Annotated in this window: 11 protein-coding genes; all 11 read left to right on the top strand. The window is 41.4% G+C overall.

The window, feature by feature from the left end; all coding sequences use genetic code 11:
• Positions 1-10: 10 nt before the first annotated feature.
• The 11 genes from tssH to AB4407_RS03160 all read left to right on the top strand — a co-directional run bounded on the left by tssH (position 11) and on the right by AB4407_RS03160 (position 16,399).
• Positions 11-2,623 (top strand): type VI secretion system ATPase TssH, encoded by a 2,613-nt coding sequence (gene tssH, locus AB4407_RS03110; protein WP_372118523.1) that lies wholly within the window; start codon positions 11-13, stop codon positions 2,621-2,623.
• A 10-nt stretch (positions 2,624-2,633) separates the two neighbouring features.
• A complete protein-coding gene (locus AB4407_RS03115; RefSeq protein ID WP_372118525.1) occupies positions 2,634-5,234 on the top strand; it encodes an MFS transporter in 2,601 nt (866 codons plus the stop codon).
• The gene (locus tag AB4407_RS03120; RefSeq protein ID WP_372118527.1) at positions 5,231-6,229 is read left to right on the top strand and encodes an ABC transporter substrate-binding protein; all 999 of its coding nucleotides are present in this window, start codon (positions 5,231-5,233) and stop codon (positions 6,227-6,229) included. The genes AB4407_RS03115 and AB4407_RS03120 overlap by 4 nt, the downstream gene beginning before the upstream one ends.
• Positions 6,216-6,944, top strand: coding sequence for an ABC transporter substrate-binding protein (locus tag AB4407_RS03125; RefSeq protein ID WP_372118565.1), 729 nt, complete (start codon positions 6,216-6,218; stop codon positions 6,942-6,944). The genes AB4407_RS03120 and AB4407_RS03125 overlap by 14 nt, the downstream gene beginning before the upstream one ends.
• Positions 6,945-6,947: 3 nt before the next feature.
• The gene (locus tag AB4407_RS03130) at positions 6,948-7,898 is read left to right on the top strand and encodes an FHA domain-containing protein (protein ID WP_372118529.1); all 951 of its coding nucleotides are present in this window, start codon (positions 6,948-6,950) and stop codon (positions 7,896-7,898) included.
• Positions 7,895-8,374 (top strand): type VI secretion system lipoprotein TssJ, encoded by a 480-nt coding sequence (gene tssJ, locus AB4407_RS03135; protein ID WP_372118531.1) that lies wholly within the window; start codon positions 7,895-7,897, stop codon positions 8,372-8,374. The genes AB4407_RS03130 and tssJ overlap by 4 nt, the downstream gene beginning before the upstream one ends.
• Before the next feature lie 50 nt (positions 8,375-8,424).
• Positions 8,425-9,756, top strand: a complete 1,332-nt coding sequence (gene tssK, locus AB4407_RS03140) for a type VI secretion system baseplate subunit TssK (RefSeq protein ID WP_372118534.1) — start codon at positions 8,425-8,427, stop codon at positions 9,754-9,756.
• Positions 9,756-10,958, top strand: a complete 1,203-nt coding sequence (icmH, locus tag AB4407_RS03145) for a type IVB secretion system protein IcmH/DotU (RefSeq protein WP_372118536.1) — start codon at positions 9,756-9,758, stop codon at positions 10,956-10,958. Before tssK ends, icmH begins: the two co-directional genes overlap by 1 nt.
• Before the next feature lie 2 nt (positions 10,959-10,960).
• Positions 10,961-14,353 (top strand): type VI secretion system membrane subunit TssM, encoded by a 3,393-nt coding sequence (tssM, locus tag AB4407_RS03150; RefSeq protein ID WP_372118539.1) that lies wholly within the window; start codon positions 10,961-10,963, stop codon positions 14,351-14,353.
• Positions 14,354-14,467: 114 nt separating this feature from the next.
• Complete coding sequence (locus AB4407_RS03155; protein WP_372118542.1) at positions 14,468-15,172, top strand: protein kinase domain-containing protein; 705 nt, start codon at positions 14,468-14,470, stop codon at positions 15,170-15,172.
• 183 nt (positions 15,173-15,355) lie between these two features.
• Entirely contained in the window at positions 15,356-16,399 is a 1,044-nt protein-coding gene (locus tag AB4407_RS03160; protein WP_372118545.1) for an HD domain-containing phosphohydrolase, read from the top strand.
• The last annotated feature ends 19 nt before the right edge of the window (positions 16,400-16,418 follow it).

Genomic DNA, 16,418 nt, shown 5'->3' on the forward strand with positions numbered 1-16,418 from the left:
GGAATAAACAATGACACAAGTAACGCTCACTAACTTAGTAGGCAAGCTAGCACCTGCCCTAAAGCAGGCGCTCGAAGCATCTGCTGGTTCAGCAATGAATCAAGGTGTTGGAGCTATAGAGGTTGAACACTGGATTCTTCAGCTTATCTCCCAGAAAGACCCAATGCTAATGACATTGTGTGAATCTCAGAAACTTTCAATAGATGCCTTAGTCAGTGAATTGACAAAGAAAATCTCAATGCTACCAAAAGGCAATGAAGGTCAACCGACGTTAAGCCACGGCTTAACGGAATTAATCAAAGACGCTTGGATGATTGCATCAGTTAACTACGGGCATGGAGAGATCGTCAGCCTACACCTTATTCAAGCTCTAATGCAGCAAAATGTATTAGGTGTGACGACCTTACAACTTGAATCATTAAGCAATGTTTCACTTGAGTCTCTGCAAGGTCTCATCAAGAAAACTCCTATTGCACGTAACTCTTCAGCACCTTCAGCTAATGGCGCGGTCGATAGTACCCCCGCGGGTAACGCCGCTCTAAGCAAATACACGGTAAACCTTACTCAGCAGGCTATTGATGGCAACATCGACCCAATTTCAGGCCGTAATGCAGAAGTAAGAAAAGCGATTGATATCTTGTGTCGTAAGCGCCAAAACAACCCGATCATGGTCGGTGAACCAGGCGTAGGTAAAACCGCTGTTGTTGAAGGATTAGCGTTAAGAATTGCAGCCGATGAAGTCCCTAGTGCTCTACAAGGCGTACAAATCCACTCTTTAGACCTTGGCTTACTGCAAGCCGGTGCTAGCGTTAAAGGTGAGTTTGAGAACCGCTTAAAAGACGTCATCAATGAAGTAAAAAGCTCAGAAGTACCCATCATTGTATTTATCGATGAAGCTCACACCCTTATTGGTGCTGGCGGCGCTGCTGGACAAAACGACGCGGCAAACCTTCTAAAACCAGCCCTGGCGCGTGGTGAGTTCAAAACCATCGCTGCGACAACATGGGCGGAATACAAAAAGTACTTCGAAAAAGATCCAGCTCTAACACGCCGATTCCAAGTTGTAACCATTGAAGAGCCTAACGCAGAAGATGCGATGCAAATGCTTCGTGGTGTAGCTGCTTCATTGCAAGCTCACCATGGCGCTTTTATTGCTGAATCCGCGATTGAAGCAGCTGTCAACTTATCGATCCGTTACCTTCCAAGTCGCCAACTGCCAGACAAAGCCATTAGCCTACTTGATACTGCCAGTGCACGAATCGCACTGACACAAGGCGCGAAGCCAGAAGTATTGGAAACACTAGAACAGACGATTCGTTATCAAGAAAACGAAAAATCAGCATTAGAAAAAGAAGAGGCACTGTTCTCCAACAGCGCTGAGTTGATTAAAGAGCTCACACTATCGATAGAAGAGAACCAACAAACGTTGGCTGCGTATTACACGCGTTGGGAAAAAGAGATTGAATTAGTAGACCAAATTAAAGTGATTCAGCAAGAGATAACTGAAGCACAAGAGCTAAATGCGGTTGACGCCAACAAGCAGCAACAACTCGACGGCCTGCGTATCGAGTTAGCAAACGTACAAGGTGAGGAGCCCCTCGTCTATGCCATGGTCGACGATAACACTATCGCTCAGGTGATTGCGAATTGGACTGGTATCCCGGTTGGTAACATGATGAGCGATGAAATCGCTAAGCTGCTGACCTTGGAAGATGAACTTAATACTCGAGTAATAGGACAAGATGTCGCAAAGAACGAACTAGCAAAAGCAATTCGTATTTCCCGAGCGGGTTTAACGGATAATCGAAAACCGATTGGTGTGTTCCTAATGTGTGGTCCAAGTGGTGTCGGTAAAACTGAAACTGCCATGGCACTTGCGGAGCAACTGTACGGAGGAAGCAACGATCTTACCGTTATTAACATGACCGAGTTTAAAGAGGAGCATAAAATTTCCATGCTACTCGGCTCACCAGCAGGTTACGTAGGCTTTGGCGAAGGTGGTGTATTGACGGAAGCGATTCGACGCAACCCTTATTCTGTATTGCTATTGGATGAGATGGAGAAGGCTCACCCTGGCGTACATGATCTGTTTTATCAAATCTTCGATAAAGGTCATATCAAAGACAGCGAAGGTCGAACCGTCGATTTCAAGAACACCATCATTATTATGACATCGAACGCTGCCGACCAAGCTATCTGCGATGTATGTGCTCAGACTACCGATCGCATCGATAATGACAAGCTACTCGAATCAATACGTCCGGATCTGCAACAATACTTTAAACCTGCATTTTTAGGCCGAACTACCATTGTTCCCTACTACCCACTTAACGATGAAGAATTAGCGAAAATCACAGAAATATCACTAAATCGAATCAAAAAGAAACTTGCGGAGCAATATAAGGCTTCATTCACTTGGGATGCAAATTTCATCCAGTTCGTGGTCGACCGTAATACCGACCCAACTACTGGCGGTCGTGCTGTAGAACAAATTATTAACCGTTCACTGATGCCAAGATTGGCCGAAGAATGTATCGGGCGATTAAGCCGCAGCGAACCCATTACTCAAGTAACAGTTAGCGCAACGAACAACAGTGCTGACTTCGATTTATCTATTAAGTAGGCCTTAACCAATGAACAGCAAGACCAGCCAAACCTCCACCAATCCGACATCATTTAGCCTGTCACTTAGGGTCAAATTGATGTTCGCCATCATGGCGGTTTTGCTGTTTTCCATCACGTTAAATGCAACGCTGAACTATTTTAATTTCGAGAAAAGGCTGACGGAAACTTCCGATTCTAGCTATAGAATCGTGTTAGAAGAAACACATAATGATATCAATCAAGCGATCAGTTTAGGCCTGCCGCTTCCAGCTATATCGAACATACAAGGTATACTGGATCGTAGGCTAAAGTTTGTTGATGGCATTACTGCATTAATGGTGGTGTCTACCTCTGGTGAACAACTATTTGGCACAGGTGTACACAACCAAGCAAACGATCGTCAGCTATCACTTAATATAACCAACTCTTTCGGCTTAGTTGAAGGCCAAATAAAGCTCTATTACTCTACGTCACTATTAGACCAACAAAAAGCGTCCTTGCTAAAGGATCAATTCTTGTATTCAGTCATATGGATAGTGCTGTCTTGCGTATTTGCCTTTATAGCATTGAAATATCTGTTAGAAGGGATTGTAGACCGTGTTAAAGGCGCAACTGCGATAATCGAAACTTCTGATGGAGCTAGCGATTTACTTCCTACGTTAGCTCAAGCACATAAGGCACTGCAATCTCCCGATTCACTGTCCAAGTTCGAGAAATTGAAAACAAAACACTTTCCCGTGTTTATCATTTCTCTTGCTATCCTGTTAACGATTATTGCTAATTTAGGTGTTTCTTATCAATCTCTGGACAAGTTTTCGCAGATTTATGAAGTTAAACTCGAGCAGAAATCAACCCTGATTGGTGACTCACTAAATCAGATGATTAAAGGGTTACTCAATAAAGGCGTTCCTGACAACAGACTGCATGGCTTAGAAGACGAATTTGCTTTCTTCGTTGATAACCACAGTGAGATTCTATCTATTACTTTTAACGGGGAGTCTGGTAGCTCTTATCATTATCCTGAGGGAAATGTTAAACACGCGTCTATACGCGTATCAACGTTTAATAGCGACAACCTCGATAATAGCAACAACAACAATAATAGCAGAAGTCACACAATGCAGCTGAAGGTGACAACCGACAACAACTTGATCATGAATATGCTGAAAGAAAGCGTCATGGATATGATCACCGTTTTGGTCGCCTCTTGCCTTGTCGTCTCCGAAATAATTCTGTTCATGTGTAACTTCATGATTATTTCCCCTTGGAACCAAGTAAAGAAACTATTCATGCTTGTGAACCGAGACATAGTAAATCACTTGGCAAAAACCTCTTCTCGAGACGAGTTTGGCAAACTGCTTCATCTAGCTAACCAAGCAATTATTAAGCTAAAGCCAGCTCAGCCTTCACAAGATATTGATAAACAAGACTTTCGATTCATTCGCTTACCACTATTTTTATTGGTACTCTCGGAAGCGTCCTCACTAGCCTTTTTTCCTAGGTTCGTGTCTTCACTGGACAACATAACGGGTTGGATTCCTGAAAACCTAGTGACTAGCCTGCCAATTTCACTGTTCATGTTGTGTTGGGCGATCTCACTCCCATTTGCGGGATACTGGTCAGACAAAGTAGGCAGAAGACATTCGTTGATGACAGGAGGGCTAATTACAAGCATAGGGCTAATCGCTACTGCTTTCGTTCAATCCCTCGAATTCTTATTGATAGCACGTGCATTCACTGCGGTTGGCTATGGTATCGTTTTTATTTCCGCACAGGGCTATGTGTCAGATACCACCAACGATTCTAATCGTACTAAAGGAATGGCGACTTTCTTGTCATCATTTTTCTCTGGCTCTCTATGTGGAGCCGCGATTGGGGGAATCCTTGCGGAGAAGCTTGGATACTCAGAGACGTTTATGCTCGCAGGATTAATCGCAACGCTCAGTGTCTTACTTGTCTATGTGTTTTTTGATAAATCGAGCACAACCAACTCAAGTAAACCCCTCAACTTAAAAGATTTTAAACTCTTGTTAAGCAACAAATATTTTGCGTTAATTACGCTATTCAGTGCGATACCAGCGAAGATTGTACTTACTGGTTTCCTCTATTATATTTGCCCGGTTTATCTTCAATTCTTGGGCGAAAGTAGCTCAGTTTCTGGCCGCGTAATTATGGCTTACGGTCTTGCAATCATCGTCATTTCACCATTGAGCGCAATTCTAGTCGACAAACTCAAAAATAAAATGGCGTTCATTTTTATTGGTGGGCTACTTTCTTCTCTTGCATTACTCAACTTCTACTTCTTCCAAGGAACATTGGGAGTGTTATTGATCGTCATCATTATCGGTATTGCACATGGCATTTGTGTTTCGCCTCAAATACCGCTGGTCATCGAACTACTCTCCGGCCAAGGAATTGAAAAAGGAAAAATTATCGGTATCTTCAGGCTCACCGAGCGCATCGGAAATATTACGGGACCTATGCTAGCAGGCGTATGCTTGAGTATTTTTGGTTACGATAATACCATCCTTATATTTGGGGCTTCATTACTCCTAAGTTCATTCAGTCTAATTCTGTTCTTTTCATTATTTCTAGAATCCGATAAACAGAAATTAGGGGTTCAATCATGAGATTTTTAGTCTTAGTTATCACCTTTATTTTAATGACTCCCTTCAGCTTTGCCAAAAGTGATGATAAACACGTTGTCCTTTTATTGTGGCGAGGAGTAACTGATGCAGAGCAAGGTTTTATGGACTATTTAACACAACACGTTGATGTGCGATTCACGGTTCTCGATGCAAACAGCGATAAGGATCAACTTAAACAAAATATTAGAGATTTAAAATATGAGAACGCTGACCTTATTTATTCATTCGGTACTACTATCACCCTTGAGCTACTAGGTACTTATAATGAACCAAGCGAATTTAGAAAGACGAACTCTACACCGGTGGTTTTCAGTATTGTTACCGACCCTGTTGGTTCTAAATTGGTAACTGATTTATCTTCAAAAGAAAGAAACTTTACCGGGGTATCCCATATCGTACCTCATGAAATACAATTTAAAGCGATTGAAAAGCTGACTAACGTTTCAAGTATTGGGGTGATATATAACGCCGAAGAAAATAATTCGATTATCACAGCAAATAAGATGCTTAAGTTATCGGAAATTCATAACAAGCGTGTTATCTTGTACCCGCTAAATATTGATAAAATCAGGTCAAACAGCAACCTAATTAGCCTCACAATTGATAATATGAAACAAGAAGGTATTGATATGGCATATTTGCCGCCTGATTCATACATCATTGCACAAGGAGGCGAGGTAGTATCAAGGCTACATTCAAAAGGTATCCCCACATTCTCAGCAACCGAAAGCCCAATAAGAAGCCATAAAGCCTTATTTGGTATTGTTAGCCGTTACTACAATGTTGGCCAATTCGCCGGATACAAAGCGAAAAACATACTAAAAGGAACCCAAAAAGCTTCGGACATTCCAATAGAATCACTAAGCCAATATTCATATATTGTTAATATCGAGGCTGCACATAAGCTCGATTATTACCCGCCAGTCTCTATCTTGAAAATCTCTGAGCTAATAGGACACTCTACTGATGTTAATTAGAGCCTCTGCAATTAAATTACCGTTGGCAACTCTGCTCATTGCTACCGTTTGGTCAATGAATACTTTTGCTCAAGTTCAAATTGGACCATCTCGATTAATGCTCACGACGCAAGATTGGCCTCCCTACCAAACCTATGAAAATTCTGAGATGCAAGGAATTGCTTTAGACAAGGTTAAATGTGCATTAGGCGTAATGGGCCAACCTTATCAGTTGACCATGACAACTTGGTCTGACGCACAACTACGTGTTCATGGTGGCGGACAACACGGTTTCTTCGTTGCGACCCAAACCTCTGAACGTGACGAGTATGCAACACTCTCCGAACCAATCGCACAACAGACTTTAAATTGGTATTTTGGCCCAGGAGTAAAGCCTGATATTGATGAACTATCAAAGTTAAATCTGAATTTTTCTGCAAAATTTGGCTCTAGTAAATGGTTTTGGCTCAAACGAAACGGGTTTAACGTCGTAATGCAGCCACGAGATGCTAAAGTACTACTAAAGCTTTTAAAGCAAAGGGAAATTGATGTTGTTCTAGAAGATGGGTTAGTCTTCGAAAGAGAACTTGAGAAGGCCTCATTGCCACTCGATTACTTCAACTCGATGAACTTAGATACCAAAAATATGGGGGTCTACTTTTCAAATCGATTCCTTAAAACCTATTCCGGGTTTTTAGATAGTTTTAACTCAGCTATATCCAAGTGCAAGGAGTAACCATTGTCTATCAGTGTCCACATGATTTCCATACCTGCTGAAGAGGTCGTTACCTCTAGAGTCGTTTACCTGCCTGAAAATGGCGGAAGCTTAGGTCGTTCGCCATCATGTGATATTGCGCTACCTGACCAAACCAAATGGGTCTCAAGAACTCATTGCCAAATCTACCCCACTGAACGCGGGTACGTCATCAAAGACGTTAGTAACAATGGGGCTACGTTAAACGATAAATCATTGATAAAAGAGAAAGAATACATACTTTCCGATGGCGATATTATAAAATTAGGTCACTACACACTGTTAGTTAGCCTGTTAAGCGCACCTAAAGTGGATGCTACGAATAACACCAAGCCGGATGATCTTTTTATAGAACCTTTCAACTTAAAGCTTAACGACAATGACACAGACTTTTTGGATACTACGCCTGAGGTCACGATAGTTAAGAAAGCCTCAAACTTCTCTTCAACGAATGTTCTGAGTGACGATCCGTTTTCGTCAGACCCCTTTGAAGATTTAGATAGCGATAAAGTCGTTCCCAACATTGAAGTAGATGAAGTCGTTAACAACAGAGGTGGCTCCCTGCCCTCTCCTGAGTTGGAATATTTTCCTGTCAATGCCGAGAACAATACACGAATTGAAGAGTCGATAGACAAACTCATCACACTGACGGAAAAAAACCAACAATACTTACAGAACCCACAACTACAACAAAAAGCTCTTTTTGAGGCATTAGAACAAACGGTAGACCAATTTCTAAACGAATTTGCACCAAAGCAACTTGAAAACCAGTTTAGCGAATATGTAAGTGACGGCATTTTTTCTAACAAGGATAAAAAATATTGGAAGATCTATCGAAAGCACTTCCAACACCGTCAAGATAATGGTGATTTCAGACGTCAGTTCAAAGCATTATTTATGGAGAATATGCAAAAGCAAAGTGAGAGGCAAGAATGAAACGTTTAATGCTATTGTCTCTTTGTTTAATGATAACGGCGTGCTCATCGTCAGACCCCGCCCCGGTTGTTACTCAGTACTCACTGACAGTTAAAGCGGATACGACAGTCAACCAATACAATAACGCCCAAGCCAACCCCGTTGTCGTTAGGCTTTACCAACTCACAGATCAGCAACTGTTTAAACAATTGCCTTTTATTGATTTATACAATAATGATCTACAGTTGTTGGCTGCAAACTTAGTATCAAAACAAGTATTGCCTATTGTACTACCGAATTCAGAGCAACAACTCGCGTTAGATATTAACAAGAACACACAATATATTGCTGCATTGATTGAATTCGCCGATTACCAAAACAGCACAGCGAAAACTGTTTTAATTATGCCAGCAGATCCAGAGCAAACTTTAGAGTTAACGATTACTGGTAAGAAAGCGGAGTTAACCGCAATTCAGCCAGACTCTAGCTGGTGGTAAATCTTTAAATGCACAAGCCAATATATGAAAATAATAGAAAAGGACATTACGTGGACGCTTTCAAAAAAGTAGTGTGGCAAGAAGGAATGTTTATAGCACCTCAGCACTTTCAGCAACAAGATCGCTATGTGCAGAACTACATTCGTCAGAATATCGAGACACTAGCTGGTTTCTCTCCTTTTTATGGCATCACCGAATTAGTACTTAATCACGATCTATTGAAGATTGGTAAACTGTCTATACCGAGCTGCTCCGGTGTCTTTCCCGATGGAACTCAGTTCAACCTTAAGCAAGAAATCGTTGTCGATATACCTCAAGGCACCATAGAAACCATCGTTTACCTCGCCTTACCGATTTCTTTACAAGGTAACAATGATTATTGTGAAGATGGACAAGAGCAAAGTCGCTATATCACCCAATCAATCAATGTATTTGACACATCAACATCCGAAAACTCGACCGTTGAAGTCGATGTCGCACAGCTTAATATCGGGCTAAAATTCGCCGGTGAAGATACGTCTGGCTTTACTCTGATTCCTGTTGCTAAGATATTAGAAGTCAGTGATTCAGACGAAGTGATCTATGACAGATCTTTTATTCCCGCATGTCTACATTACGGAGCTTCAACTCTGCTTGTCGAACGAGTTAAAGAGATTCACGCACTCGTCAGTAACCGAGCTCAAAACCTTTTGAAACGTCTTGAAGCCGGACAAGACCAAAAAAGTCCTCAATCTATGATGCAAGACTTTTTATGGCTTCAAACTCTGAGCTCATGGTTACCGTGGTTCGAATTAACCATCAGCAACACCAAATACCCGACTCACGAACTGTACTCTAAATTGAAGCAGTTTGAGGCTCAGGTCATGGCACTAACACCGGCGATTCCTGATGAATGCCCGCCTTTAAAGTATGACAAATTATATGACAACTTTAATCCGCTGTTTTCGAGTCTTAGAAACTTGCTAACATTGGTTCAACAAGACTCTGTTATCGAGTTCAAGTGGGATATATCACTGTTTGAAAAGCGTAGGTTACTGCGTACGTTGATCAAAGATCCTAGTAGCGTCTATAACCGACGTTTCGTTCTAAGCGTTAAATCTGATATCAGTAGCACTGAGCTCAATGAACTATTTCCGATTTCCGCTAAGCTAAGCAGTAATAATAAAATTGTCGAATTAGTAAGAAGCTCTCTGTCGGGTATCTCTTTGAAACCCTTACCTATTGCGCCAAGTGAGCTTAAGCCAATGCAAGGTGTGGCTTATTTTGAAGTCGATACCAAAGATAGAAATTGGTTGGATATGCTCGATACTCGCGATGCCATCGCTTTGCATGTCGATGCTCGTATACCAACCCTTGAAGTCGTATTATATGCGTTGAGATAATGGTTATGGATTACTTAGATGAAGAAACACTCATTATCGACAAAGCGCCAAAAGGCTCTACGGATACCGAAACTGATCAGGTAGCCTCTAAATTGGTCGCTGTGCATTCCACCAGCGCCCAAGAAGAGTTTCTGCGTCACTTTGATAAGGCAGAAAATCAATTATTCAATATCAGTAGCGATTTGCTAACCAAAACGCTCAAGCTCTCAACTTTATCTGAACCTGAAGATTTAACAATTTTTAGAGAACAGTTGATACAGGGTATAAACGACATAAAAGCTCAAGCAACCGAGCTTACCTACCCTATTGCTGTTATCGATAAACTCTGCTTTTTGTATGCAGTGGTCATTGATGAATTCATCATCTACTCCGAGTGGGGAGAAAAAAACGGTTGGGAAAACAAAACACTACTTAGCGAGCTCTTCGGCATGCGCAATGGTGGTGAGTTGTTTTTCTCTGTTGCAGAGAAAGCAGCACGACAGCCTCACAAACTGATTGACCTTCTAGAGATAATTTACCTCTTCATAAATATTGGATTCAAAGGCCAATATCGTGAAGGTAATGCTGACCAATTGAAAGCATTCACCTATCAGTTAGAGCAAACCATCAGCCAATATCGCAATACTAGTGGCGTTCATTGCCGTATCAAAGTGAAGCTCCCGGAAGTAAGGAAGCCAACAAGGCGCAAACGTTACTTAATCACTAGCCTTTTCTTCTTTTGTTTAATCGCAACGAGCATTGGCTTAACCGATTTCTGGTATACCAACACCCACGCTCAACGAGCTCGTGACTTCACGTATTTGCCTAATTTCAGTCAGCGTTACATCGTCTCCGGCGAAGTAAAAGATATTGTCTTTATAAGCGAAGATAAAGACTTAGCGACTCTTCCTCGTTACGCAAGTAAAGTTGATGCTGTAGAAGTATTGCAAAGCAACAAGTTAACACCAAGTTCATCACATTGGTTGGTGCAACTTGCGACTTTCTCTAGTAAGCAAAGCGCTGACGCTTTTATTGATAACCTGTCACCATCAGTTTATCAGCCTATTTCTTCTCCTTATGAAAAATATTACCGCGTGATATTAAGAGTAAACACAAAAGAAGAAGCAAGAAGTACAAAAGAATGGTACGTAGAAAACGACCAAATAAACGCCATTATTGTTCGTACTTCTGCGCCTGACTTAAACAAGGAAGAATCAAACTGATTATGCCGAAAACTAAATCAAACAAATCGGGCAATACAAAAAAAACAGTAGGTATCTCGATCCTAGTATCTTTTGCCCTTTTTACCGTCGTCTCTAGCATAATTCTACTAACACCTCTCAACGCATATTTGACGTGGGCTTTAGCTACCACCGCTATTATATCGACGCTTGTAGGCTTAGTATGTTACTGGGTTCTTATCAACCGCAGTGAACCATCACAAAAAGAGTCATTCGACAAATCGCTGATTCAGAAAAGACAAAAGCAACTGGCATACCATTTCAAACGTATGGTCAGCAAACAGCGACCAAAAGCTCGCTTAACAAGTCGTTACGACCTGCCAATCTACCTACTATTGAGTCAAAATCCGAATAAAGACAAAAGTATCATCACTCAAATGGGTTATGAGTCATATAAGCTCGACCATTTTGGTAGTGATATTGAATTTCCAATCCTATTTTGGGTCAGCGAGCATTCCATTTTAATTTCGGTAAGCACTGGCGAAGATCAACACCCAGAATACCTAAAAACACTCTGTCAGTCCCTAACAGCATGGCGCCCGAGGCAGGCCGCGAATGGTTTATTACTCACGACTGACGTAGCTTCATTGTTGGAAAATAACGAACAAATAACACAAAAAGCTGATGAACTAAAATCGACAATAAAAACGTTTAATCAGGCTTTTGGGGTCAGCTTACCTATTTATAACGTTATCTCTAACATGGGTAGCATCAGCGATTTTTGTCAGTTTTTCTCAGCATTTGACGAATCAAAAAGAGACGAAGTATTCGGTGCCACGGCTCCTTATTCTAAACACGGTGGTATCGACGCAGACTGGTTTAATGATGAATACGACCATTTAATCAGTGAGTTGATAGCCAACATGAGCAACGCGCTTGCAGGTCAACTCAACCAGGATTATCGAAACTCAATTGCTAGCGCCCCTTTCCAGTTTGGATTATTGAAACAAAACCTTTGGTTGTTCCTCAACCGCTTGTACCGTGGAGAGCAGCTTAGTGACGCTCTTCAATTCCGCGGATTTTACTTTACTCATGATGGTCAAAGCTCAGCTCAGTCTGACTTGTTGGCGAGCACTGTATCTTATTCGGTAGGTCATGAGCATTATCAACACAATGAGCAGATTCCGGTTAACCAGACCCTTTTTGCTCAATACCTTATGACACACGTGATTTTATCCGAACACGAACTGGTTGGGGTAAACAAGCGTAAAGAAAACGCATTGTTAGTTAACCAAGTGATTTTCACGCTATCTTGGGCTAGCTTACTAACCGCCGTATTACTTGTGATTAAGTTTGACTTTGATTTCCAGAATCAACGAGAAACTGAAGCCGATGTAATGCTTGAGCGCTATAAAGAAGCGATATCAGCATCTCCTTACGACATCGAAAACATGGCTGAAAACATACCTAATCTGTTTTCATTACAGCGAATTTATAACCTCTATAATGAGCCTGAGCCATGGTATACGCTGCCATTTATGCCTAACTCTAGTATCAAAGGAGAGGTCGAAGAGGCATATTTTTCAGCGTTACAGAAAGTACTGATTCCTTCTATGGAAAACACCCTAGAGAAAGATCTATTTGTGTACGTTAATCTCGAAGATCAATCTAAAACTCTGACTTTGCTGAATAACTACCGTTTATTGTTCAGTAAAAATAGGACTAACCTTCATGAGCTTAAAAACTATTACATGCGTACATTCCAAGACCAAGGTGAAGCAGATAGTGTCAATATTGCTCAACTAGAGGTACTACTGAATGACATCTTCGCGCGTAACCTAACACCAATGAAATCAAATCACGATTTAGAGAATCTAGCGAAAAAAGTCATTACTCAAACAGGTATCGGAACTCTATTGTATGAACACATTCAAAGTTCAGAAACCTACTCAAAGCGCGTCGATATTCGAAGTGATTTAGGCGATGATTGGGGTTCAGTTCTACAATTCCCAACAAGTTATGTGGGCTACCTGGTTCCATATATCTATACACCAGCGGGGTTTAATGAGCTCGACTTATCCGTCAACTCACCTACTCTAAAAGCAGCCTTACAATCATATGAAGGGGTTGCAGGGGCCTATCCGAGTGCACTCGAAATGCACAGAATCAGCCGTGAACTAAAGCAAACTTATCAAAATGACTACATAAATTATTGGCGAGATCTCATTAGCAATGTAAAAGTCAATGAAATAGCGGATCCTGCACAACTAAAAAAAGCATTCGCTAGTCTATCAAGTGCAAACAATAACCCACTGGTCAGCCTGTACTCAACAGTTGCTAAGTACACCTATGTAGAACTCGCAATACCAGATAAGGAAGGTAAATCGCCAGATCCTGCGATCATACCAATTCAAGACCAAGATAAAAAAGAATCTGCACGCCAGATAAGTTTAAGCTTTCAAGCATACAAGAAGCAGGTATCTGCCAACGATCAAGGGAAGAAGCCAATAGACAATCTGCTGAATGCGGTTATTACCGCAAATAAATGGGCAGACAAGTTTTACGAAACCAAAGAACCTCAAAAAGTAGCCTTCGATACTTTATCTGTGACTTTGCAAGCTGGTAACCCTATTGCTTCATTATCTAGCTTATCAAACGATCATTTAGCTGTAGCTGAAGAAGTGATAAGTAAGATTGTTCATCAAAGTAACGAAATGGTGATGTCATTAGCTCATGAACACCTTAATACAGCATGGTCAAACGAAGTTTATCAACCATACCAACAACGATTGGCGTCTTTTTATCCATTTAACCGACAGTCCAAACTGGATGCGAGCGTTGCTGATCTCAAGGCCTTCTTCGTAACAAACGGTATAGTTGATAAGTTCTCTCAAAATCGCCTCAATGGATTCGTTAAAAACAATGAAGATGCACCGTACTTACCAGGGCTGCTGCCTGGTACTGCGCTATCTATCACGCCAGATGTATGGACAATGATGGACAAAGCTTCGGATATTAAAAATGCTCTTTTCTTAGCTGATCCATCAAACATTCAGATCGACTTTCAAGTAAAAGCTATTGATATGACACCAAATATTACCGATTTTTCAATCATTTCGGACAAACCGATCTTCACTTACCGTCACGGGCCGACCTTATGGAGTCAGCAATCATGGCAAGGAGACTCCGAGTTCATCGAGAAACTAGGAGTCCAATTGAACACACAAGACTCTACAATTGGCCAAAGTACAGTCAAAGGTACATGGAGTTGGTTCCGATTATTCGGTCCAAACGTGAGTTTTTCATCCGCTCAAGATACACAAGTTGAGTTTGTGTATGGTGAGAGTAAAGTAAAACTGACCATCAAAACTCAGGGTCAGTCGAACCCGTTTGTTCCCGGATTCTTCTCTGGATTCTCGTTACCAAGTGATATTTAGTAAAGCCCCCTTAAGCAGCTCGCTTTGTACATCAAAGCGAGCTCAACCTTATAACAATTATTCTCTGTCGATAAGTTGCTACTCCTTTGGTTCCAACACTCTGGCAGAGTTACTTTGAAGAGAAAAATTTCGGACGATGCAAAGCTCAAGCAGGAGCTAACTAACCGTGGCTATACTAATCTCTCTCGATTAAGTAGACGTGTACTTCAAGCTCAGCACCCTAGCTGGGGCGTCGTTACTATAAAGTATGCTCAAACAGTAAAGCACCGTCACTTTCTCAAACAAGAGGCTGAGTTTCTCTATTCCAACTCCAATTATAACTGGCCAGAATATTGCGATTATTTCTCTAACCAGCAGAGTGACTACCTAGTCCTTTCCCACATTAGTGGAAAAACACTATTACAAATCCAAACCGAACCGACAAAGTCAAACAACTTCCCTGCCAACTGGATTACCTTGCTAGAGCGTTCGATTCATCAAATCCACAAACTTGGGTTTGTTCATGGTGACATTAAGCCATCTAACATCGTATTGACTCCTCAAGGGCAAGTGCATCTGATTGACTTCGGCTCAGCCATAAAGAACGGAACTCTACGTTCCGAGCTGCGTTTTGAAAGCTATACACCAAGGTATTCAACACCTAGTTCAATCTTAGGCAAATTCGATGACTGGTTCGCTCTTGCAGTGATACTAGAAGAGTACTTTGACCAATTTGATAACAAAAGTAGCTCAAAACAATCCTTACAATACACGAGTCTACCTAGCAGGTATCACATGCTGTTAAGTAAATGTAGGAGCCCAAGACTAAGGCATATATAAAGTTATTCTTTGTTATGTAATGGTTAATCAGATAAAATCTCTATTCATATTACCTATATAACTGCACTTTACATTCTAGATTCAAAGCCAAAAGTTCCCCCTCAGAACCATGAATTTCCATTTATACCCACTACGCTTTAATTATGTGGTATCGCCATTGGCTTAAATCTTTTAGGGACAAAAATGAATCAAATTTCCACAGAAAAACCTATTATTTTGGTTGTTGATGACATTCCGGATAATATCCACACCCTGTCAGGCATCCTCAATCAAGACTTTAAAATCAAAGCTGCGACATCAGGTCAAAAAGCGTTAAAGATTGCCTCTTCACATCCAAAACCACACCTGATCCTGCTCGACATAATGATGCCAGAAATGGATGGTTATGAAGTGTGTCACCGACTTAAAAATGACCCAGTCACCGCCAGTATCCCTGTGATTTTTGTTACCGCAAAAACCGATATGATCGATGAACAGAGAGGCTTTGAGTTAGGTGCGGTGGACTACATAACCAAACCCGTTAGCCCACCGATAGTGAAAGCTCGTGTCGCGACCCATATTTCTTTGTACGACCAAAATCTTGCGCTGTCACGTAAAGTCAGACAAAGAACAGAAGCGCTCGAAATGAGCCGACTTGAGATCATTCGCAAGCTTGGCCGAGCCGCTGAATACAAAGACAATGAAACCGGAATGCACGTCGTTAGAATGAGTTATTACTCAAAGATTCTAGCTCAGCAGTTAGACGTGAACGAAGATTGGGTTGAGTTACTGTTCCAAGCAGCACCGATGCATGACATTGGAAAAATTGGCATCCCCGATTGCATATTAGGTAAACCCGGTAAACTTGATGCAGATGAATGGGCAATCATGCAAACACACGTCACCATTGGCGGGGATATTATCGGAGACAATGACTCTAAATTACTGAAACTCGCCCAAGAAATCGCCCTTTACCACCATGAAAAGTGGGATGGCAGTGGCTACCCTCATAAGCTGTCAGGCGAAGATATCCCTCTAAGTGCTCGTATTGTTGCTATTGCCGATGTTTTCGATGCCTTAACCAGTGAACGCCCATACAAAGAAGCTTGGCCAGTTGAAAAAGCGATTGAGTTAATACAAGAACAAGCTGGCCAACACTTCGACCCTAACTTGGTCCCTATCTTCATTAGAAAGCTAGACGAAATGCTCACCATCAAAAATTCTTTTGCTGATGAACAACAACACTAAGTACGCTAGTACTTTATAA

The sequence above is a fragment of the Vibrio sp. 10N.261.46.E11 genome (assembly GCF_041472735.1).
Taxonomy (GTDB): Bacteria; Pseudomonadota; Gammaproteobacteria; order Enterobacterales; family Vibrionaceae; genus Vibrio.